Below are 21969 nucleotides of genomic sequence, written 5' to 3' on the forward strand. Positions count from 1 at the left end.
TACCTCCCTATAAACTAATATCAGTCTCCTAGGAATTCCGACTTAATGTATCCTGTACTTCCATTATACTCTACTTTTGCCCAACCATTTGAGTACTGTTCAATAACATTTACTGTTGAACCTGAGTAGACCATAGCAAGAACATCAGAATCTGTACTTTGTTCCTTACGAAGTCTAACTGAGTCATTGACCTGCATCTTGCCGGTCTTGGCTGATGTATCCTTAGTAGCTTTGTTATCTGCTCCTGTCTCATCAGTAGCAGTTTTATCATCCTTATCGTCGGCAGAATCTGTTCCAGCCTCTACTACCTGCTCATCAATAACTTCAAAATACTCTGTCTTAACATATGCTACTCCGCCCTTGTACTCGATCTTGCTCCAACCATTTGCAAGAGCTTCAAGCTGTTTGAATTCCTGTCCTTTTGTAGTCTTATCAAGAACATCTGCTGTTTCAGAATCTGAGCTTCTGATATTAACTACATCTGTAGCTCTGATAGTATGAACTGTTACAGTCTCTTTCTGCTCCTCTGTTGTAGCCTCTGCAGCAACCTCATCTTCTTCACTTGAAGCTTCTGAGCTAGCTTCTGAACTTGCAAGCGCTTCACCTACAGAAACCTGTAAACCTGTTCTCATCTTAGTAAGGAACTCTGCAAGCTCCTCATCTGCATTTACCATCTCATTGTAGCTGGATGCCACTCTGTTATTTAAATCAATGACATCTTCCTGAACACTGATAGTCTTGATGTACTCAAGCTCATTCTCATCAGCTATATCGCCATTAATATAAAGACCTTCATCATTAGTACAGATATAAAGAGTCTCAAGTCCAGGTACTGGCTTGCTATAATCATAGAACTTAACTTCATTGTACACATATGCAATGTAGCTTCCTGCTACAGGACCAGGCTTTGTATATACTACGATATGCTCATAATCCTCAATATACTCAGCAGTAGCGACAGCCTTTAACACTTCTGTCTCTTCAAGGCCAACATATATCCTAGCAAGAGTATCTGAATCACCATTAGCCATTGCTGTGTAATATGTCTCTATAAGTGCATTCACATCTGGATATGCATTCTCTTCTAATGCTACATCTGGAATCTCATAGGTTGCTGCCACATCAGCATCACTAGGAGTCTGAGCCATCTCAACAGCTCTGTGATTAGCACTTAGCGCTATCACAACCGTAAGGCCAACAGCAACGATCAGCATTGCCGGCATCAAAAGTCTTTTATTATCACCAAGTATGGCAAATATATCTTTCTTTTCATTTCTCCAAGAATTTGGATTTTTCTTTTTTTTCATTATTCGAACCTCGAAATACAAAGTGTAGTAATCATATAAATATGCACGAGTATACATAGTGCAACATTTAGATTTTAAGCCATATAGTCCATATAGTCAAATTTGTGAACATCCTATGAAGCCAGTCCCTTATTGAACTGAGCCCATACGTTATGCTATTATAGACAAGGTACTTGGCACCCGTAGTCTAATGGATAGAACGAAGGCCTCCGACGCCTTTAATGCAGGTTCGATTCCTGTCGGGTGCATTTTTCACTATTGACATCCATAACATCTTTTGTTACGTTATCCATATAAGGAGCTATGCCATCACGCACGGAATTGAGCGATTCGCTCACCGCGGAATTTGGGTTGCTCCTTAAATAATTTCTAGCAAACTTATCGTTGTTAATCTTCCATCCATTTCGAAAAAGCAAACTCCCCCTAGATTTCGAAGCAGTTTCAATCATGATAACATGACCATCTTCAGATGAAATCCCTAATGTTACTGTGCGTTCTCCAGTGATGTATTTTGTCACTTCCAACACTTTAGCATCATTTGTATTCTCAAATGCTAATAAAAGTTCATATTCACATAGTGGCAAGTCATCTAGTTCTTTAGGTTCTGTATGATTTGCTATTGCATGACCAGCATGCCCTTTTTCCACTTCCAGATATCCACCATATAAGTCATCAATCACCCCATCAGATATCATTCTGATTTCATCTGCTAATCTTTCTGACACCTTGCCAAAAGAAACTGTATCTGCATATGCATCATTATTACCATATAAAAACTCTCTCAATTCATCTTTAGATGTGAGTATAATTCGCTTTCCCTCATAATAAGCCTGAAGTCGATTTTTATTATTCCTTCTACCGCTCTTGAGATAATCAAAAATATCATCATAAGTAAGGTACATCACAAAATTCTGATTTCACCTTTCGTAGCTTCATACAGATACACACTATCACTTAGTACATCCCCATCACTAACGACCTGTGAATTTATATCCTTTACCATTGAATAAAGAAATTCTCGCTTACCCTCTTCATCAAAATAAGGCATGACAATAGCTTCATGTATAGATGAAGGCAGAATTATGAAATCTCCTCCAAACTTTCCTGAAATGCTCTCTGATACACCAGGATAAAGAAATACTCCTGCGCCATTAACCTTCTCTTTATTAGTAATGACGAAGGTGTTCATCTCACGTAAAAATGGCTCACATTCCTTTCCTTTTTCTCCAAGACTCTCAAGAATATGCTCCATCAAAAATGGCTGAACGCGGGGAGCATTCTCATAAACATTTTCCCAAAGCTCATCCTCTGAGATCTCCCACCTTAAAACATGTTCTTTTTTGACTACAATAACTCCAGACCCAATAAATCTGTCATCCACCTTAACAAGAGGCACCTGCGCCAGGTCCTGGAATCTGACATATGGAACATCTTCCAGAAACTTTTTGTTTTTTTCATAGTTGATCACTTTGAAAAAGAGCTTGTCACATATCTTAGAAAACTCCTCATAATAATTCACGTCAATAAGACCTTCCGGAGCATGTTCATTATAAAAATCCAAGATGTTTCTGATTATCTTCATCAGTACTATTCCACGCTTATAGTCTTCAAAATACTGATCAAGATAGATTGCTGGAGCAACATTTTCACCTTTTTTCTTGATCAGAACTGCATGACAGATAATACCATTATTTTTCAGTACTTCTTTATAACTAACTTCCACATTATCTCCAAGCACATCTGCTACTTCTGCCACGATAATATTTCCAAATTCTTTAATATCCATTTACTAAATAAACCTTTCATTTCCATTTGAATTTCTTATTTTTGAGCAAAAGAAAAGACAATAGAAAAACGCATTTCGCGTTTAACTATTGTCTTACGTTTAGTTTCTATATTCAGTATTACAGATTAAACTCTTGAGAGATACTCACCTGTTCTAGTATCGATCTTGATAACATCACCTTCGTTAACAAAGAGAGGTACTGATACGTTAGCACCTGTCTCAACAGTAGCAGGCTTTGTAGCACCTGTAGCTGTATCGCCCTTGAAACCAGGCTCTGTCTCTGTGATTGTAAGTTCTACGAACATTGGAGGCTCAACTGCGAATACGCTTCCGTTGTAAGACATAACCTTACAAACCTCGTTCTCCTTAACGAACTTAAGAGAATCACCAATCTGATCTGATGTAAGTCCGATCTGCTCATAAGTCTCTGAATCCATGAAGTTGTAGATGTCGCCATCCTGATAGAGATACTGCATATCCTTCTTGTCAATTCTAGCTGCAGGGAACTTCTCAGTAGGACGGAAAGTTGTCTCCTTAACACCGCCGTTGATGATATCCTTGAGCTTTGTTCTTACGAAAGCAGCGCCCTTACCAGGCTTAACATGCTGGAATTCAATAATCTGACATACGTTGCCATCAATCTCGATGGTTACACCATTTCTGAAATCACTTGCAGAAATCATAAAAATCCTCCTAAAATAACGGCAACGGCTTTCAGACGTCCGTTCGCCAAATATTATCACATCAAACAACTAACTTAGTTTATACTAAAAGTCTTTTTTTTTCAACCATTTTTTGCGTACATTTTTACATCATCGCAGATTCTTTTTTCATTCTATTGTGTCTATTTACTGACTCAAAGAAACCAGTCTTTTCTGTAATGAACTCTAAGATGTCCGATGATAATGCTTCAGGATGTTCAATGATAAAGTTTTTGATCATATCAATCTTCTTTTCATTACCTTCTATTTTCACATATGCGATAACTCCGAGAACAAATCCCTCGTATGTATCCTCTACGTTATTTAATAATTCCAATAATTCATCCATACTTTTTCCCTTTCTAATCTTTTAACTCAACTCTAGCAAAAATATTGATATCATCAAATCCATGATTTTCAGTGTAATAGATATAATACTCATCATCTATTCCTAATGATGGATGCGCTATTATCTTTTTGCCCTTGTATCTAAAGTAATTACTATTAATCTCATGTCTGATCTTTTCTTTTTCTCTCCAGGGAATATCAGCCTCTGGATAAGCAAAGAAATGCCCATTTGAATCCATAGGATAAAAAGCCATTAACCCTCCTTAATTATAAGATAATATCTTTTTTTGTTAAACAATTTCTTTGTTTGAAAAAGCCATATGAATTGCGGGAATCCGCATATAGCTTCTGTTCCGAAAAGGAACTGAATAATAAAAGAAACAGCATGTAATAAATTATCACATGCTGTTTCTCTTGTAAAGAGAGCCTTATGAAATCAATAGTCTAGAGGTACTTTTCCAAAATCCATATCTGATGCGTAGTAATAGCTAGTATACCCAGTCTGGTTGTAGCAGGTGTTCTGCCAGGCGACGCTTACGCGGTACATGATATCATCCATTGGTGTATAGAGTTTGTGCTCAGTGATATCTGTGTTGGTATATATACGAAGAGCTGAATTATCCTCAAGGCGCAGCACTATCTCTTCTCTGAAGTCTCCAAAGAGATCTGCCACAAGGCAGGGATTACCCTTTGTTCCGTTGTTGGTGAGAGTATTCTCAGGAGCAAGCATCACGCCATGAGTTATGTCATTGATGACACCTCTGTGCTCGCCATCAATATAGTCGGGTCCATCGATCACCTGAGTAGAAAGATCTGCTGCCCAGCGAATAGCCTGATTGGTTGATGGAGCCTTCAGGTCAAGCTTCTGTCCCTTGCAGGAATAAACATCATTTACCCAGCACTGAAGTCCTCTGACATGAGGATCAATATCTCCTATCATGCATCTTCCAAGATCAGACTCAGCATAAACGCCAAATTTACCTGTATCTTTTCCTTCAAAATCTGTTCCGCGGATTACTTCACCTGTTCTGGCATCTCTCAGGGCATAACCATAAGGAGCTGCCTTGGCGCCTTCAAATACGTTGAATATCTGGAAGCCTTCTCTGTCCGGGTCAATATGAGCCACATGCATTGAATCTCCATGTCCCATCTTGGCGTAGGTTCCATCAGGAAGATAGTCATAGCTTGAATATAAAACGCTGCCATCATGGTCGATGCAAGCTGCACCATAGATGATCTCCTGCTTGCCATCATCATCAACATCAGCTACAGCAAGAGAATGATTGCCCTGACCAGCCAAAATGCCGTAAACAGGATCACTTCCTACTCCGCCATGTGGGTTATCATTGAAAGGATTCTTCATTGGCACATGTCCGCTGTCCACAAGCCACAGTGGAATAAATCTTGTGCCATCAAAATTGTAAGCTGCAAGAGTAGTTCTGGTATAGTAACCTCTGCACATGACAAGGCTAGGATGCTGACCATCAAGATATGCAACACCAGCAAGGAATCTGTCGACTCTGTTGCAGGGTTCTATCCTCTTCATGGCATAATCACCCCACATAAGCCCGTCATCGCCTCTTGGCACAGGATAATCTATTGTGCAGAGCTCTCTTCCGCCACCTGAAAACATTGTAAGATATTCAGGTCCTTCATATATAAAGCCCTCAAACTTATCAAGCTCGTTTCTAGGACTCTTTTCCTTGGCAAATACATTGATAAAATACTCTACAAGCTCTTCTGCGTCCTTCCTGCTAAGAGGATAGCTGTATTTAACAGGGATTCCAAAGCACTCTTCCAATGTAGCCGGCCAATGTCCAGCCTTAACCTCAGGATGCTCAGTCCAATACATGAAAAGAGCTATCATATGCTTTCTGTAATCCTCAGCTGAGCATACGTATCTATTGGTATGTGCAACGCCCTTTAATACGTCTTTTTTAGGAATTGTTATGAATTTAGTAGATGTCTCTTTTCCTGATTCATCATACCTTGTGATCTTGGTACCGGGAGCTGTCTTGACTGCCATCTCAGCCTTGCCATCTCCATCAAAATCATAGACCATAAACTGAGTGTAGTGAGCACCAGCTCTGATGTTAGGTCCCATATCAAGTCTCCAGAGGATCTGGCCTGAAAGCCTGTAGCAATCAATTATGCATCTGCCGGTATAACCCTTGATAGACACGTCCTGAGAATTTGTAGGGTCCCATTTTACGATGTATTCATACTCTCCATCACCGTCTACATCGCCAACACTCATATCATTCAGAGTATATTCAAATTTCTCGCCAGCAGGTGTCACGCCTCCCTCTGGCTTTTTTACAGGAATATCGATATAGTTCTTGCCACTTGTAAAAGCAGTAACTTCAGCGCTCTTTCCCTCGGCATAAAGAGCCTTCATACACTGACAGTTACTTTTGTAATGTTCCCTTAAGACTTCCGGAATCACCAATTCCACGCAATATCTAGAGTCTTCCGTACCATCTTTATCCAGATAATTAGTTGAATCATTTACGTTGGCTATAAGGTCTCCATCCCTGTATACATTAAAAGAAACACCAGTTAAGCCTGTATCATTATGTCCAAAGGCCTCTCGTTTAAATAGTCTCCAGGATAAAAAGATTCCTGTGTTAGTCTTTACTGCTATAAGTCCTCTGCTTAGGTTTTCTCTCTGTTCCATTTGTCTCCCTTTGGTGCCTTACACACCAATTATTTCCTTTAGTCTCTTTGCAACAAAACCTGCATATACAAAAGCGCCTTCAAATTTTAGATGTGCATTATCTTCTTTTCCTAAAGGTGCACTTTCAAACATGTCCTTATCAAGGTTCATGTATATTCCCTTGCAGGCTTCTTCCCCAATCTTCGTGTTGTACTGCGCTGTCTCTTTTCCAAGATCAATGAGTTCAAGCTTCATCTCTTCTGCCAGCTCCATCATCTTGTCTCTATATTCAGGAAAAGAGATCCTGCATACCTTATTGTCATCAAAATCCTTCATAGCTATGGCAGTCACTAGAACCGGCACAGCGCCTTTAGAAAGAATCGCCTCAACATATTCTTTCTTTAGCCTTTCCTTGTACTCAGAAGGAGAAAGATATCTCTCTTCCTTTTCCTTGTAGGCATCATTGTGGGCTGACTGGATAAGGACATAATCGCCATTTGAAACGTCTTTTATAAGGTCTTGCCATCTGCCCTCATCCGAAAAGCTCTTTAAACTCCTGCCTGCCATGGCTCTGTTATCAATAATCACACTAGACGTCTCATAAGAAACAGCATTATCGAAGCTTGAACCTTTCGAATGTCTGATACATACATCTAATGCATCAAAGTATTTGTAAAGCTCCGCTCCCCAGCCGCACTGCGGAGCATCACTTAATTTGTAGGTCTGAACTGTGGAATCCCCAGCCAAGATAATCTTTGTCTTTTTCATCTGCATCCTCCTATTTAAAGCTCTCTGGAAGGTCATCTCTTACAAATTCAAGGGCCACAATGGCGTTAAGGCACCACTGGGCAAAGACATTTGTAGATACCCATGGAATCTCTTTTAGCACCTTCTGATTACCAGCAAGAGGCACATCTACTGCCTTGATGGCACCATCTTTAAGTTCAGTCTCAAGGCTCTCCTTAAGGATCTCCCAGACTTTTTTGCCAAGTTCTCTGTCCTTATTATAGTAGGCACCATAAGCTATGACACCTGCTGCCATAAATGGATATGCAAAGCTTCTGTTACCTATCCTGCCGCCTGAGAGCTTATTTTGTGTCTCATTATCAAGTGGATAAAACGTTCCATAGTAAGCAAGCATCTCATTCCACTTAGGATCATCCAATAGATCTGTCAGCTCAAGCCATGTCTGCTCAGATCCCTGACAGATGGAAAGATGACTTCCTCCCGTTGCTCTATCTCCAATATACCTCAAATGACTTGTCTTTGGATCATATTCGAAATCTGTTCCTGAAAGAAGTCTTAGAGGTGTCTGCTTCAAGTCTTCAATGCCAGTCTTTATCTTATCAAGATATGCGTTATTTTTGTTTATCTCCCACTGAGTCAGCCAGTTGGAAACATAACTGCTCCAGTCCGGGCCGGTTCTTGCATGTGTAGGATAGACCATTTCTTTTTTATCAAAGAAAAATCTAAGAGGATCAGTCTCAATTGTTGAAAAATCTGCATCCTTTACTTCATCAAAAATGTCTCTTAATCTGAAATCGCCAGTTAAAAAGTACATCATCCTGTTGTGACCAGCCATGGCAATCCTTGGCTCTTTACAAGGACATCCCCAATGGCGTACATTGTGCCTTGAGCCAAGTCCCTGATACTTACCAAAATGGTAGATATCAACCTCAGAGCAATGCCTTGTCATAGCTTCGCATATAGTAAAGACGTCCTCTCTCTGTGTCCTTAGGAAATAAAACCAGAGCCAGAAGGTTGGCACAAGCTCAGTGTTCTGCCAGGCGTATCCACCCATATCATAACGCCAGGAATGTCTTTCCTTGTCATAGGTATGCATGAAATCACCGTAATCAAACATTCCATACCATTTTCTTACTTCTACTTCATCTTTGTAGAATTCAAATGCGCTTTCAAGCTGGTCTTCAAGCCAGTTCTCGGCTTCACTATCTCTTCTAACAAGGCTCCAATAGCCAAATGCACGCAGATCGTGATAGTACTCTGGTGAAGCTATGTAAAGAGCTTTCTTTTGAATGCTCTCACAGAAATCCGAAAGCTCAGTATCTGATGGGATCACATTCTCGTTAAATCGAACCGCAAACTCAGAGGTATTGGCAATTCCATAGGCACTGGCGCCAAATACGTCAAAGCCCTCGTAGTAAGTTTGTGAATAGCCTGTATCTTCATAGTGCCTAAAGTCCATGGCGTCTGCATCAGGAGTCACAAGCCAGATGGTTCCAGTAGCCATGTTTTTAGAAATATTCTTAACTGATAAGGTTGAAGGATATTTCTGCCAGAAATCCTTGAGCCCCAGCATGACACTTCCTTCATCTGAGCCAAAAGAAATAACGCCAGGGGCTCTGTGTCCGTGAAGGCCGTCTATAAGGCATACATTTTCTTTGGCAGTTCTTTTCCTGATAACAAAGTGTTCAGAGCTGTCCTGATAGAGTCTGTACTCATCCCACACAGGCATCATTTTGGAAGCATCTATAGCATTTCTGCCCTCTTCGCTCTCTGGATCAAGTACGATTTTCTCGCCCTTTATCTGTTTGTGATAGATCTCATCAGATACTCTTGGATGCCAGCAAAGGAGCATTGCTCCAGCTTCTGAAAAAGCTCCATTATCTGCAAGTGCCTTGAAATGTCTGTTATACTGCTCTCCACTTACAGGCACGTCAAAAGAGATCCCTACACCCTTTATAAACTCTTTTGATTCATCTATATCCAAAAAGAAAGTGTGTGTAAACCTAAATTCAGGGCAATCTCTGTAGATTTCCATATAGATCGTGAATGGAAGTCTTTTGGACTCCTTGTTTTCAGTACTGATGTGGGTTCCAGAGAGCTTAACAACAACGCGCACATCTCCTTCTTCCACTATTTCTGCATTTTTAACGATTCCCTTATATGAATTAACTTCTTTGTTATATTCACCCTTCCGATTCTCAATTAGAGCATCACATCTGGCAGACTCTATGTATTTCTTGCCCTTAAAAAGAGCTTCTTTAAACAGCTTATCTCCGTCCTTGCACACGAGCACAGAGACAGATCCCGCTTCTATACGGAATCCGTCCTGTCCCATGTCAGAAACCTCGATCTTACCTTTGCCATAATTGATTTCCTGATTCAAAACCGGATCTATAACAGCTTTTTTGCCCATAGCTTCCGCATCTGCAGTATGAGCGGCCCACTTGATACTTCCATCAGGCCAATACGCTGTAACCCTTGACTGAACTGGAACCTGTCCATTTTCACCTTTCAGGGTAAAAGAGATATTATCTCCATGAAGTTTTCCTTTTTCCCACATACTTCCAAATGTTGTATAGCCCTTTGAAGATCTGTTTTCTAATCTTTTTACTTCCATCTCTTTTTCCCTTCATTAAACACCCAAGCCGCCGCAGACTTTGCGACGGCTTGAGATTCAATCTTTACTTATTATTTTACCTGTGCATTTACTTCATCAATGATCTGCTGATATCCACGATCAAGAACATCCTGCCAAGCTGCCTTGAGCTCGTCCTCATTGATCTCGCCGCAGATATACTGTGTACGAGCCTGTGAGATCTTGTCATCAAGGTCCTTACCCTGTGAAGCGTATGTAGCTGAGTTGATAAGGTATGGAAGAGCTGGGTTAAGAACTGCATACTTCTCAGCATCTGCCTTTACATCAGCCTCTTTGATCTGACGCTCTGTCTTTTCCTCTGTAAGTTCTGACTCTGTTCCAGGAATGTAAGCAACGAGCTGGTTAAGTCCGTTGTAGTTAGCCTTAAGAGCATCATCAGAAGCATCAAGACGAACTACATTGCCGTTCTCGTTAATCTCGTATGTAACGCCCTCAAGACCATAGTTTGTAAGGATAAGCATCTCCTCATCACACATCTTGTCGAGAAGTGTAAGAGCTGCCTCGATCTTCTCTGGTGTGTCGCAAGTTGAAGCTGAAAGTGTGAAGTATCCGTTGTAACCTGATGTAGCCATTGTCTTGCCGTTGATGTTGCTAAGAAGGTTCATTGAAGCGAACTGTGAAGGATCTGTAACTGATGGGATCTCGTTGTTTACAAAGTAATCCCAGATACGTCTTCCGCCATCAAGAACGTCGATATATACACCGTTCTCACCATTCTTACATCCATCTGACCATGTGTCTGTTGTACGTGAAGCCCAGTCTGAAGGCATAAGTCCTTCTTCATAGCACTTCTTGAACCAGTTAAGAGCCTCAAGGTACTCATCCTGCTGCCATACTGGAATAAGCTTTCCATCTTTCTCAGCCCATCCGTTACCGCAGCCAAACCATGTCTGCATGATATCAAAAGGACCTGTGTAAGATGTCATCTCAAGACCGATTGTATCGTTCTTGCCGTTTCCATCTGGATCGCCATATGTGAACTGGTAAAGCATGTTGTAAACATCATCGATTGTCTTAGGCTCAGCAAGTCCAAGTGCATCAGCCCAGTCCTGACGATATGAAAGACCATAACGACCAAGTACACGTGCTCTGTAGATACCGATCTGCTTGCCATCTACTGTAAGAGACTCTGCTACTCCTGGGTTCTGCTGTGAAAGGTTAGGATACTTTGTAGAATCCTTAAGGTACTCTGTAAGGTCAACAAAAGCGCCCTGCTTAGCTGCTGTTACAACTGTTCCTGTTACAGCGCCGTTCCATGTCATGATCATTGGCATAGACTTAGGATCCTGCATTGCAAGTGTTGCCTTCTCTTCAAGTACATCACTCTGTACCCACTGGATCTCAACGTCAACGCCTGTATGTTCCTCAAGCTGCTGCATAACCTGCTCAGCGTAGTCACCTGTGTTAGATGCACCTGAGTTAAAGTCGATTGCCATAAATGTTACAGGTGGATACTCTACAGGTGCATCAGAAGCTGTATCTGCCCCCGCATTGTCAGCTGTCTGTGTTGATGCTGTAGAATCTGTTCCTGTTGTCTGTGTGTTTGAGCCACACGCTACTACCCCAAGTACCATAGAAGCACTTAGTAATGTTGCTAATAACTTCTTTTTCATAGAAATCCTCCTTCGTTGGATGAAAAAAATATATGCAAGCTTCCTTGAAATAAGGAAGTTCTGCTCTCAGCCTTTAACCGCACCAACCATTACGCCCTTCGTAAAGAACTTCTGTACGAATGGGTATATTACGAGGATAGGTACAGTTGCAATAAGTGTTGTTGCCATTTTAACTGCCTTATCTGGTGGAGCTCCATTCTGGTCATAGTAGTCCATCATGATATCACTGATAGCACTTGCCTTAAGAACGATATTTCTCAGCATGATCTGTACTGTGTATTTGCTAGGTGTCTGAAGATAGATCATAGCGTTGAAATAATCGTTCCAGTAGCCTACTGCGTAGAAAAGAGATATTGAAGCAAGTACTGGTTTGGAAAGTGGAAGAATGATAGTAAGGAATGTTCTAAACTCACTTGCTCCATCCATATATGCTGCTTCCTCAAGCTCCATAGGAAGCTCCTGGAAAAAGTTCTTTATGATGATCATATTGAATGGGCTGATGGCTCCGATAAGGATAAGTGCCCAGTATGAATCATAAAGTCCATAGGCTCTAAGTACCATGAATGTTGGAATCATACCGCCTGAGAAAAGCATTGTTACGATTACCATGTTAAGGAAGAAGTTTCTTCCCTTGAAATGCTTTTTGGAAAGTGGATAAGCGAATGTAGTTGAAAGAACCATGTTCACTACTGTTCCAAAAAGTGTAAGGATAAATGAATTCTTAAGTCCCAGTAAGATGTTTCCATTATTGATAGAATATTTGTATGCGTTAAGAGACCATACTCTTGGAATGATGAAGAATGCTCTCTCCGTCAACTCTCTGTCTGTAGCAAATGAACCTGCTGCAATGTAGAGGAATGGAAGAAGTGTGATAATTCCAACGCATCCCATAAGCGCATAGATGATAACGTCTGTAATTCTATATCCAAGGCTCATCTTTACGCCGCGGGCATCTCTTTTAATGATCTTTGTTTTAGCCACGTTTTCTTCCTCCTTCCTTAATAGATTCCTGACTCGCCAGCTTTTTTAGCTGTCCAGTTAGCACCAAGTACCATGATCATTCCGACGATGGACTTAAACATACCAGCTGCTGTTGAGAATGAATACTGTGCGTTCTGAATACCTCTTGTATAGATGAAGGTATCAAAAACTTCTGCATAAGCTACGTTAAGATCGTTTCTCATAAGGAAGATCTGCTCATAGCCTGTGTTAAGAATTGAACCAACTCTAAGGATCAACATGATGATTACTGTGCTCTTGATCGCAGGAAGTGTGATGTGCCACATCATCTGCCATCTTCCGGCACCATCTACTCTGGCTGCCTCGTACATTTCCTGATCAACACCAGCAAGAGCTGCCAGATAAATGATTGTTCCATAACCAGTTTCTTTCCAAATGTCCTGCCCAACGATCAGTCCCCAGAAGTGCTTGGCACTTGAAAGAATAGGGATTGCTGATCCGCCCATCATCTTAATGAGCATATTTATAAGACCGTCATTTGTGTTAAAGAGCTGATATGAAAGTGAAGCTACAATAACCCATGATACAAAGTGAGGGATATAAATAAATGTCTGAACAAGCCTCTTGTACCAGTTGTGTCTGATCTCATTAAGTAAAAGAGATAAGATGATCGGAGCTGGGAAATATAAAACCAACTGGGTTAATGAAATACCAAGTGTATTTCTAAGTAATATCAGGAAGTCCTGATTTGAAAAGAACTGTTTAAAGTTATCAAACCCTACCCAAGGGCTTCCCCATATTCCCTGGAATGGGGAATAGTTTTTAAAAGCGATTACGAGACCTGCCATTGGCACATATCGGAACATGATGAAATACAAAAGTCCCGGAAGCAGCATCAGATATAATCCCTTGTGACGCCACACGTATGCCAGTAGCTTTCGATCTTTACTACTATTCATACCTACCTCCTAAAAGCGTTTTAGTAATTGTGTCTTTATTTCAAGCTGTTCGCTTTGTATGTGGAAATTATATGAATGCTCATCTCATAACGTCTATAATCAATTTCTTGCATAATGAAAAACACCCGATTTCTCGGGTGTTTTTAGAAGCAATCAACAAAATGATTATATCTGTTTTGCCCTGGAAACCTGTCTGAATTTACCAGGAGTGATTCCTACCATCTTGTTAAAGAATCTGATAAAGTTCTGGGCATTTGTATAACTAAGTTTCTCAGCTATGGCTCCAACTGTCATATCAGAATTTGTCAAAAGATCTTTCGCAAGCTTTAACTTATACTGCTCCACATACTCTGTGAAGGTCATATTCTTCTCTTCTTTTAAAACTCGCCAGATGTAGCTTGTATGATAGCTAAGTATCTCTGAACATTCATTAAGAGTAATGTTTCCAGATTTTGATTCAACCAGCTGTTCAATAGTAGCCATTATTGTTCCCGACTGATTCTCAATGAGCTGATTCTGCTTGTAGATCACAGGATCTATCATATTAAACTTAATATACTTTCTAACTCTGTTAAGATCATGGTAATCAATGATTACAGGATAAATATCTTTAACTTCTTCTCTAAATACATCCATTCCCAGGCCAGAGTTCTGAGCTTCCATTACTATGGAATTAACCAGCTGTAATAGTATTGGTATTGTGTTATCACGTGTTATTTTTTGTCCTATGAGATTAGCAAAGATCTCATCAATCAACCTATAAGCTGATTCTTTATCCCCAAGCCTTAATGCTCTTTGAAGTTCCTGTTCCTTGTCTTCATCGTACTTAACAAGTGCAAATCCAGAATCTTCACTGTAGCGGCTTATAAAGCTTCCTGTATCTATCTTTCCAAGCTGTATAGCCTGAGCACTTTCTGTGTACGCCTCATTTATCTGGTAAATATTGGTGTATGGTCTGCTGATACCTATTCCAATGTTCATACCGTACTTGTTGTAGATGTACTGCCTGATGTAATTGTAGTTCTTTAACATGATCTCCCTGAACTCCTCAGTATCCTTCGTTTCCACAAAGGCAACAACTGATCTTGAGTAATACACCATAGGAAGAAAGTACTTTCTGGAATCAACATTCCTTTTGAGCTCATCTATGATCTCTGTGCATATTCTCTTCTCTTCATCAGCTGAGATAACAGTGTCTTCATTTATCATCTTAAGAACAAGTGTTATTATCAGGTAATTCTCTGGAATCTTGTCCGATAGAGAAAGTCTGTAGATATATTGATCTATCTCTTCTTTGGTAAGCTCATTTCTGTAAAGCCTCATTGCAAATAGATTTGTTGTGTGTTCAATCAGCGCTTCATTTTTGTTATCGAGCCTTTTTACGCTGTTAGTCAAATATTTAAGCTCGTCCTCTCCAGGAAGGAGCTGTTCTGAGTTTTCCTTGGCAATCTCAGATGCAGCGGCGTGAATTGGCTTGTATATGCTATAGAAAACGATTATCGATATCAATAACAAAAGTAATACAACGATCACAAATCCAAACACCTGATATATATTAGTAAATATCTCAAGTCCTTCATTGTAATAAGAAACATAAAGCTGAAGTCCTGCCACTGAATAGGTACTTCTGCTTACATAAACTTTTTTGCCTTTTCCTATATTAAGAATGTGACTGGTCTCATCTGACTCGTCTAGTTTGTACTGATCTATAAGCTTCACCAGTTCGTCATTTGTTGAAAAGATAACCTCTCCATCAGCAGAGTAAAGAACTGCATCCTGATTCTTTTGAAGCTGTTTTTTCAGATCAGTCGTTATCTGTTTCATATTCATATTTATGACAAAGAGTGCATATGGAGTGACCTCTGAATAAGGAACAAACAGTATCAGATCAAGACCGCTGATAGGGACTGTCATCCTGTAGTCCCTTGAATTCTTGTCTGGAGCTTCGCTGTCTATATATATCCAAAGGTTCTTGGTGTAGGTTTCTATGTAGGTATCATAGATATCTATGATCTCATCAAGGTTAAGGACCTCGCTTGTTGGATATCTTCCCCTACTACCCAAGACAGTGCCTGTCTTAAAGTTTACAAGCGTATAAGCAGAAACATAATCAGAAACTATATTATTACCAGAAAGAGTATCCGCTGCATCAGTTATGGCGCTGACCTGATCATAACCAACATCGTTCTCAACAATATACTTGACCTCATCATTTGTCTGAGTTGCAAGATAATATTTATATACGGTAACAAAAGTATTCTCCAAACTTGCCATGATATTATCAGTATCTTTAGATAGTTCTGAAACCCTAAGTTCCGTATTTCTTTCTATATAACTGCGCACAAAAATAGTGCCAAAGGACACCACTGTCACAATAAGAAACAGTGTTATCGCAATTAGCACTCTATACTTGTACCTCATATTCTTAATAATTTTCAACACCATAATCCCCCAAAAATGATATTTGCTAGGATTATAGCATTATTTGTTTTACATTTTTATAAAAATATTGACATAAATCTGTACATAATTGCACAAATATTATGTAACCCACTCCGTTTCCATTTTTTATCATAAAAGCATCAAGATAATGCCCTTTAAGAAACCAAAAACGCTTAGTGGGTTTCCTTGATGTAATCCATAGCCTCCAGATATCCGTCAAGGCCGTGGCCGTAGATCTGCTTGTCACAGGCAGGTGCTGTTACTGAGATCTTGCGGAATTCTTCACGGGACTGGATGTCCGAGATGTGAACCTCTACTTTGGTGATGTTCTCGATGCTCTTAAGGGCGTCGTGGATGGCGTAGCTATAGTGTGTGTAGGCACCCGGGTTTATTACCAGGCCTTCTGTGCCATCACTGTAGGCTTCCTGGATTCTGTCAATTATGGCTCCTTCGTGGTTTGACTGGAAAAGAACTACTTCATCGCCGTCTTTTTTGGCTTTTTCGCTAATAAGATTGCAAAGGTAGTTATAGTCCTGATTGCCATATACTGCCTTTTCTCTTATTCCAAGAAAATTTAAGTTTGGTCCGTTAATTACAAGTATCTTCATCTCTTATCCTCTTTATCAGATCCAGGTCACTTTAAGGTTTCTATACTCAGCGATCATAGGTGCAAGCTGTCGAAATCCTACGTTTCCACCTGTCAAAAGATCTCCATAGGTCATACCATCATCGACAAATTCAAATATCTGAAGGTCATTTACAAAGAATACAACTTTGTTCTTGGTCTTAAGAACAGTTATCTTGTACCAGTCAGAATCAACCGATGCATCAGGAATAGGATCTGCTCCCTGACATACCAGGTGAAAACCATAGCTTTTTCTTAAGTTACAGGTATGAAAAGCTCTTTCATCTGGCTCTTTTCTTCTGAAATATGAAACGTGGAAGGCATTGATGTCACCTGAATGGTACTGTCTGTACTCACCAGTTCGTTTTTCAAGTCCCTCGTCAAAGATATTTCCAGCTCCGTTTCTTGCTTTAGCTGCAAAAAACATCATGGCAAGTCCAGGCTCTTTTATTGGCCTGAACTCCCATTCAATCTTAACATCTGATGGAAAAGACACTGGACACCATAAAACAAAGTTGGCTTTCTGACCTTCCTCTGCAGAAAGCTCATTCTCAAGTCTCATGGCTCCGTTATCAAAAGATATCCTGGCTTTTCCTTCCAAAATAAAATCTTTAATATCTTCCTGTGAAGAAAGCCTATTTTCATAGATTATTTTTGACATTGTAATCCCCCAAATAACATTATCAAAGTTTAGCAATATCTACGAGTTCAAGACCTTCTTCTGTTCCTTCTGTTTCCAAGCTTGTTACAAGAGCTCTTGCTGTATCAAGGGCTGTGATAACGTTAACACCTGTCTCAATTGCAGTTCTGCGGATAAGGAATCCATCACGGCTCTTATCTCTTCCCTGAGTAGGTGTATCGATAACAAGGTCAATCTTGTGACCAAGAATAAGGTCGATAACTGTAGGTGACTCCTGGCTGATACGGTTGATCTTTCTTGCTTTTACGCCATTCTCGTTGAGTGTATCAGCTGTAGAACGAGTTGCATAGATGATATATCCAAGCTTTTCGTATCTACGTGCGATATCGATGATCTCGCCCTTATCAGAGTCTTTTACTGTAATGATCATCTGTTTGTATTTAGGAAGCTTGACGCCTGCTCCAACGAAAGCCTTATAAAGAGCTTCATTGAAGTTCTTGCTGATACCAAGACATTCACCTGTACTCTTCATCTCAGGTCCGAGGCTGATCTCAGCTCCTCTGATCTTCTCAAATGAGAATACTGGCATCTTGATAGCCACATATCCAGCCTCTGGCTGAAGTCCAGGCTTGTAACCAAGGTCCTTAAGCTTTTTGCCCATCATAACCTCTGCAGCAAGGTCAACGATCGGAATACCTGTCACCTTACTGATATAAGGAACTGTACGGGATGATCTTGGGTTTGCCTCGATGATGTAAACCTCATCTCCTACAGCGATGAACTGAACATTTATAAGTCCGATTACATGAAGTGCCTTGGCAAGTCTTCTTGTATACTCAGCAATTGTCTCTTTTACCTTATCAGAAAGAGACTGTGCAGGATATACAGAGATTGAATCTCCTGAGTGAATACCTGATCTCTCGATATGCTCCATGATACCTGGGATTACGATGTCCTCGCCATCACATACGGCATCAACTTCTGTCTCAATACCCTGAAGATACTTATCTACAAGGATTGGGTGATCCTGAGCATATCTGTTGATGATATTCATGAACTCTTCAATCTCAGCATCTGAAAGAGCTATCTGCATTCCCTGTCCGCCAAGTACGTATGAAGGACGAACAAGTACAGGATAACCAAGTCTGTTAGCTACTTCCTTGGCTTCTTCCGCTGTATAAACTGTAGCACCCTGAGCACGCTTTATCTGTGTCTCTTCAAGGATCTGGTCAAAGATTTCTCTATCTTCGGCAGCATCCACATCCTTAGCATCTGTTCCGTAGATCTTAACTCCCATCTTCATAAGATCCTGGGTGAGCTTGATAGCAGTCTGACCACCAAACTGAACTACCGCACCGTCTGGTTTTTCAAGACGAACTATATTCTCAACATCCTCCGGTGTGAGTGGCTCAAAGTAGAGCTTATCTGCAATATCAAAGTCTGTGGATACAGTCTCTGGGTTGTTATTAATGATGATAGTCTCAAATCCGGCTTTCTTGAACGCCCATGTTGCATGAACTGAACAGTAGTCGAACTCGATACCCTGTCCGATCCTGATAGGACCTGAACCAAGTACAAGAATCTTTTTCTTGCTGCTGTTTGCACTAAGTGCTGCTTCATCCTCAGAGTCTTTTCCGTTATATACTGAGTAATAATATGGTGTTGCAGCCTCAAACTCAGCAGCACAGGTATCTACGATCTTGAAAGTAGCATGAATATTGTATTCATCCCTAAGCTCTTTTAACACATCCTGTGTAAATCTTGTAAGTCTTGAGATAACTGCATCCGGATACTCTAATCTCTTAGCCTCAAGAAGTGTCTCGTAAGAGATGATCTTCTTGGCATCTTCTAATGTACCAGCCTTACCTTCACTGTTCTTTTCACCAATCCTGAGGAGTTTGAGCTCCATCTTAACAAGTGTATGAAGCTTGTCGATGAACCAGTGATCGATCATTGTGATGTCATGGATCTGATCATGGCTGATTCCTCTTCTAAGAGCTTCAGCAATAACCCAAATTCTCTGGTCATCAACGATCTTAAGTCTCTCTAAAAGGTCTTCGTCATCAAGTTCAGAGAAGTCATAACTTGTAAGGCAGTCAACGTGCTGCTCCAAAGAGCGGATAGCCTTCATCATAGCACCTTCGAAGTTAGTGCAGATACTCATAACTTCACCGGTTGCCTTCATCTGAGTTGTAAGAGTTCTCTTAGCTGTAATGAACTTATCGAAAGGAAGTCTTGGGAACTTTACTACGCAGTAATCAAGTGTTGGCTCGAAACTTGCGTACGTCTTTCCTGTAATTGCATTCTTGATCTCATCAAGTGTATAACCAAGAGCGATCTTGGCTGCAACCTTGGCGATAGGATAACCTGTTGCCTTGGAAGCAAGAGCTGATGAGCGGCTAACTCTAGGATTAACCTCGATTACGCAGTACTCAAAGCTTGTTGGATGAAGAGCAAACTGTACATTACATCCACCTGTGATCTGAAGCTCATCAATGATGTTAAGAGCTGCGCTTCTAAGCATCTGGTATTCCTTATCAGAAAGAGTCTGAGAAGGAGCAACTACTATTGAATCACCTGTATGAACACCTACAGGATCAATGTTTTCCATGTTGCAGACTGTGATGCAGTTACCCGCACTGTCTCGCATTACTTCGTACTCGATTTCCTTCCAACCAGAGATACAACGCTCTACGAGTACCTCGTTGGCACGTGAAAGTCTAAGACCATTTTCAAGGATCTCTTCACATTCAGCCTGGTTATAAGCTATACCACCGCCTGATCCACCAAGTGTGAACGCAGGTCTGAGAACTACTGGGTATCCGATCTTGTTGGCAAAAGCCACACCATCTTCAACGTTATGAACAACTAATGAAGCTGCGCAAGGCTCACCGATCTTTTCCATGGTGTCCTTGAATTCCTGTCTATCCTCAGCTTTTCTGATTGTTTCAGCTGTTGTTCCAAGGAGCTTGACTCCGTGAGATTTAAGGAAGCCTGATTCATCAAGCTCCATACCAAGATTAAGTCCTGCCTGTCCTCCAAGAGTAGGAAGGATTGAGTCTGGCTTTTCCTTTTCAATGATCTGTTCAAGGACCTTTACTGTAAGAGGCTCGATATAAACCTCGTCAGCAATATCCTTATCTGTCATGATTGTAGCTGGGTTTGAGTTTACAAGTACTACTTCTATTCCTTCTTCTTTGAGGGAACGGCAGGCCTGTGTTCCAGCATAGTCAAATTCTGCGGCCTGTCCAATTACTATAGGACCGGAACCGATGACCAGTACCTTTTTTACATCCTTATTCTTTGGCATCAGTTCTTTCCTCCTTCTTTGATCATGTTTATAAATCTATCAAACAGATAGCTTGAATCCTGTGGTCCAGGGCATGCTTCTGGATGGAACTGCACTGTGAAAATGTTCTTGTCTACATATGCAAGACCTTCATTTGTTCCATCGTTTACATTTATGAATGCTGGCTCGGCAACATTCTTATCAAGCTTATCCATGTCTACTACGTATCCGTGGTTCTGGGATGAGATATACACTCTGCCAGTAGCAAGGTCTTTTACCGGATGGTTACCACCTCTGTGGCCATACTTCATCTTGAAGGTATCAGCACCAGTTGCAAGAGCCATGAGCTGATGTCCAAGGCAAATTGCAAAAATTGGCTTGTTTGAATCATAAAGCTTCTTGATCTCAACTATGATATCCTTGCATTCCTTTGGATCTCCAGGACCGTTTGAAAGCATGATTCCATCTGGATTATCCTTAAGAATCTCTTCTGCTGAAGTATTTGAAGGATATACTGTTACATCACATCCTCTTGCAGCAAGAGAATCTGCAATGTTTCTCTTCGCACCGAAGTCTAAAAGAGCTACCTTAAAGCCTTTACCATTAAGTTCCTTAACGATTGCAGGCTTTTTCTCTTTCTTAGAACTGTCACCTTTACGTGATGCTTCGTAATCTTCTTTATTAAAGACCGCACTGCCTGAAAGTGGTCCGTTCTCGCTAAGATCTGAAACGCCTTTTACAAGGTACTTTTCTTTGCAGGAAACCTTTGAAACCACATCTCCTGTTGTATAGGCTTCGAGCTTAGCCTTGATATCCTCGTATTTGATATTCTCATTAGTTGTGATATATCCGTTCATTGTGCCCTTTTCTCTAAGGATCCTTACAAGGGCTCTTGTATCTATTCCTTCGATTCCTGGAATCTCATATTTTTCAAGGAATTCCTGAATTGACATGTCACATCTGAAGTTAGAAGGAATATGAGACAGTTCACGGACAATAACCGCATCTACCCAGATTCTCTCTGACTCCATATCCTCTACGCACACACCGTAGTTACCGATCAGCGGATATGTCATGCAGACTGCCTGACCTGCATAAGACGGGTCTGTAAATACCTCTGTATATCCAGCCATTGATGTGTTGAAAACAATTTCGCTAACAACATCTTTGTCTGCACCTATATGTTTTCCCTCAAAGACGGTTCCGTCTTCTAAGATTAAGAAAGCTTTCATTTATTTCC

At 40.6% G+C, this 21969-nt stretch carries 17 protein-coding genes and 1 tRNA gene; 1 reads left to right on the forward strand and 17 read right to left on the reverse strand.

The window, feature by feature from the left end:
• Positions 1–20: 20 nt before the first annotated feature.
• Entirely contained in the window at positions 21–1307 is a 1287-nt protein-coding gene (locus bhn_RS10195) for an SH3 domain-containing protein (RefSeq protein ID WP_071176604.1), read from the reverse strand.
• 176 nt (positions 1308–1483) lie between these two features.
• Here bhn_RS10195 and bhn_RS10200 point away from each other — a divergent pair.
• Positions 1484–1555, forward strand: a tRNA-Arg gene (locus bhn_RS10200).
• Here the strand turns inward: bhn_RS10200 and bhn_RS15455 are convergent.
• From bhn_RS15455 to bhn_RS10275, 16 genes are all read right to left on the reverse strand, one after another.
• Positions 1526–2212, reverse strand: coding sequence for a hypothetical protein (locus bhn_RS15455; protein ID WP_148661939.1), 687 nt, complete (start codon positions 2210–2212; stop codon positions 1526–1528). The genes bhn_RS10200 and bhn_RS15455 overlap by 30 nt on opposite strands.
• Positions 2209–3093, reverse strand: coding sequence for a DUF5688 family protein (locus bhn_RS10205; protein WP_071176605.1), 885 nt, complete (start codon positions 3091–3093; stop codon positions 2209–2211). Before bhn_RS10205 ends, bhn_RS15455 begins: the two co-directional genes overlap by 4 nt.
• A gap of 125 nt (positions 3094–3218) precedes the next feature.
• Positions 3219–3776, reverse strand: a complete 558-nt coding sequence (efp, locus tag bhn_RS10210) for an elongation factor P (RefSeq protein WP_071176606.1) — start codon at positions 3774–3776, stop codon at positions 3219–3221.
• Positions 3777–3900: 124 nt separating this feature from the next.
• The gene (locus bhn_RS10215) at positions 3901–4143 is read right to left on the reverse strand and encodes a hypothetical protein (protein WP_071176607.1); all 243 of its coding nucleotides are present in this window, start codon (positions 4141–4143) and stop codon (positions 3901–3903) included.
• A 13-nt stretch (positions 4144–4156) separates the two neighbouring features.
• Entirely contained in the window at positions 4157–4396 is a 240-nt protein-coding gene (locus bhn_RS10220) for a hypothetical protein (RefSeq protein ID WP_071176608.1), read from the reverse strand.
• Between the two features lie 182 nt (positions 4397–4578).
• Entirely contained in the window at positions 4579–6819 is a 2241-nt protein-coding gene (locus bhn_RS10225) for a rhamnogalacturonan lyase (protein WP_071176609.1), read from the reverse strand.
• 18 nt (positions 6820–6837) lie between these two features.
• Entirely contained in the window at positions 6838–7566 is a 729-nt protein-coding gene (locus bhn_RS10230) for an SGNH/GDSL hydrolase family protein (protein WP_071176610.1), read from the reverse strand.
• A gap of 10 nt (positions 7567–7576) precedes the next feature.
• Entirely contained in the window at positions 7577–10162 is a 2586-nt protein-coding gene (locus bhn_RS10235; RefSeq protein WP_071176611.1) for an exo-rhamnogalacturonan lyase family protein, read from the reverse strand.
• A 71-nt stretch (positions 10163–10233) separates the two neighbouring features.
• Positions 10234–11814 (reverse strand): extracellular solute-binding protein, encoded by a 1581-nt coding sequence (locus tag bhn_RS10240; protein WP_071176612.1) that lies wholly within the window; start codon positions 11812–11814, stop codon positions 10234–10236.
• A 66-nt stretch (positions 11815–11880) separates the two neighbouring features.
• Positions 11881–12795 (reverse strand): carbohydrate ABC transporter permease, encoded by a 915-nt coding sequence (locus bhn_RS10245; RefSeq protein WP_236845906.1) that lies wholly within the window; start codon positions 12793–12795, stop codon positions 11881–11883.
• A 17-nt stretch (positions 12796–12812) separates the two neighbouring features.
• Positions 12813–13733, reverse strand: coding sequence for an ABC transporter permease (locus bhn_RS10250; RefSeq protein WP_071176613.1), 921 nt, complete (start codon positions 13731–13733; stop codon positions 12813–12815).
• Positions 13734–13898: 165 nt separating this feature from the next.
• On the reverse strand, positions 13899–16172 hold the full coding sequence (locus bhn_RS10255; protein WP_161487322.1) for a helix-turn-helix domain-containing protein: 2274 nt from the start codon (positions 16170–16172) through the stop codon (positions 13899–13901).
• A gap of 176 nt (positions 16173–16348) precedes the next feature.
• Positions 16349–16783, reverse strand: a complete 435-nt coding sequence (locus bhn_RS10260) for a type II 3-dehydroquinate dehydratase (protein ID WP_071176615.1) — start codon at positions 16781–16783, stop codon at positions 16349–16351.
• Positions 16784–16798: 15 nt separating this feature from the next.
• Positions 16799–17461: a DUF1961 family protein gene (locus bhn_RS10265; RefSeq protein ID WP_071176616.1), complete on the reverse strand. Its 663-nt coding sequence runs from the start codon at positions 17459–17461 to the stop codon at positions 16799–16801.
• A gap of 22 nt (positions 17462–17483) precedes the next feature.
• Entirely contained in the window at positions 17484–20750 is a 3267-nt protein-coding gene (gene carB / locus bhn_RS10270; protein WP_071176617.1) for a carbamoyl-phosphate synthase large subunit, read from the reverse strand.
• Positions 20750–21961 carry a carbamoyl phosphate synthase small subunit gene (locus bhn_RS10275; protein ID WP_071176618.1) on the reverse strand — a complete coding sequence of 404 codons (1212 nt, stop codon included), beginning with the start codon at positions 21959–21961 and terminating at the stop codon, positions 20750–20752. The genes carB and bhn_RS10275 overlap by 1 nt, the downstream gene beginning before the upstream one ends.
• Between the last annotated feature and the right edge of the window lie 8 nt (positions 21962–21969).

Origin of the sequence: Butyrivibrio hungatei, assembly GCF_001858005.1 — a bacterium.
Taxonomy (GTDB): Bacteria; Bacillota; Clostridia; order Lachnospirales; family Lachnospiraceae; genus Butyrivibrio; species Butyrivibrio hungatei.

Excerpts from the sequence above, each read along its gene's own strand:
- bhn_RS10220 (WP_071176608.1), bottom strand. The coding sequence starts at position 4,396 with ATGGCTTTTTATCCTATGGATTCAAATGGGCATTTCTTTGCTTATCCA.
- bhn_RS10195 (WP_071176604.1), bottom strand. The coding sequence starts at position 1,307 with ATGAAAAAAAAGAAAAATCCAAATTCTTGGAGAAATGAAAAGAAAGAT.
- bhn_RS10235 (WP_071176611.1), bottom strand. The coding sequence starts at position 10,162 with ATGGAAGTAAAAAGATTAGAAAACAGATCTTCAAAGGGCTATACAACA.
- bhn_RS10275 (WP_071176618.1), bottom strand. The coding sequence starts at position 21,961 with ATGAAAGCTTTCTTAATCTTAGAAGACGGAACCGTCTTTGAGGGAAAA.
- bhn_RS10250 (WP_071176613.1), bottom strand. The coding sequence starts at position 13,733 with ATGAATAGTAGTAAAGATCGAAAGCTACTGGCATACGTGTGGCGTCAC.
- bhn_RS10240 (WP_071176612.1), bottom strand. The coding sequence starts at position 11,814 with ATGAAAAAGAAGTTATTAGCAACATTACTAAGTGCTTCTATGGTACTT.
- efp (WP_071176606.1), bottom strand. The coding sequence starts at position 3,776 with ATGATTTCTGCAAGTGATTTCAGAAATGGTGTAACCATCGAGATTGAT.
- bhn_RS10225 (WP_071176609.1), bottom strand. The coding sequence starts at position 6,819 with ATGGAACAGAGAGAAAACCTAAGCAGAGGACTTATAGCAGTAAAGACT.
- bhn_RS10265 (WP_071176616.1), bottom strand. The coding sequence starts at position 17,461 with ATGTCAAAAATAATCTATGAAAATAGGCTTTCTTCACAGGAAGATATT.
- carB (WP_071176617.1), bottom strand. The coding sequence starts at position 20,750 with ATGCCAAAGAATAAGGATGTAAAAAAGGTACTGGTCATCGGTTCCGGT.
- bhn_RS10205 (WP_071176605.1), bottom strand. The coding sequence starts at position 3,093 with ATGGATATTAAAGAATTTGGAAATATTATCGTGGCAGAAGTAGCAGAT.
- bhn_RS10260 (WP_071176615.1), bottom strand. The coding sequence starts at position 16,783 with ATGAAGATACTTGTAATTAACGGACCAAACTTAAATTTTCTTGGAATA.
- bhn_RS10230 (WP_071176610.1), bottom strand. The coding sequence starts at position 7,566 with ATGAAAAAGACAAAGATTATCTTGGCTGGGGATTCCACAGTTCAGACC.
- bhn_RS10215 (WP_071176607.1), bottom strand. The coding sequence starts at position 4,143 with ATGGATGAATTATTGGAATTATTAAATAACGTAGAGGATACATACGAG.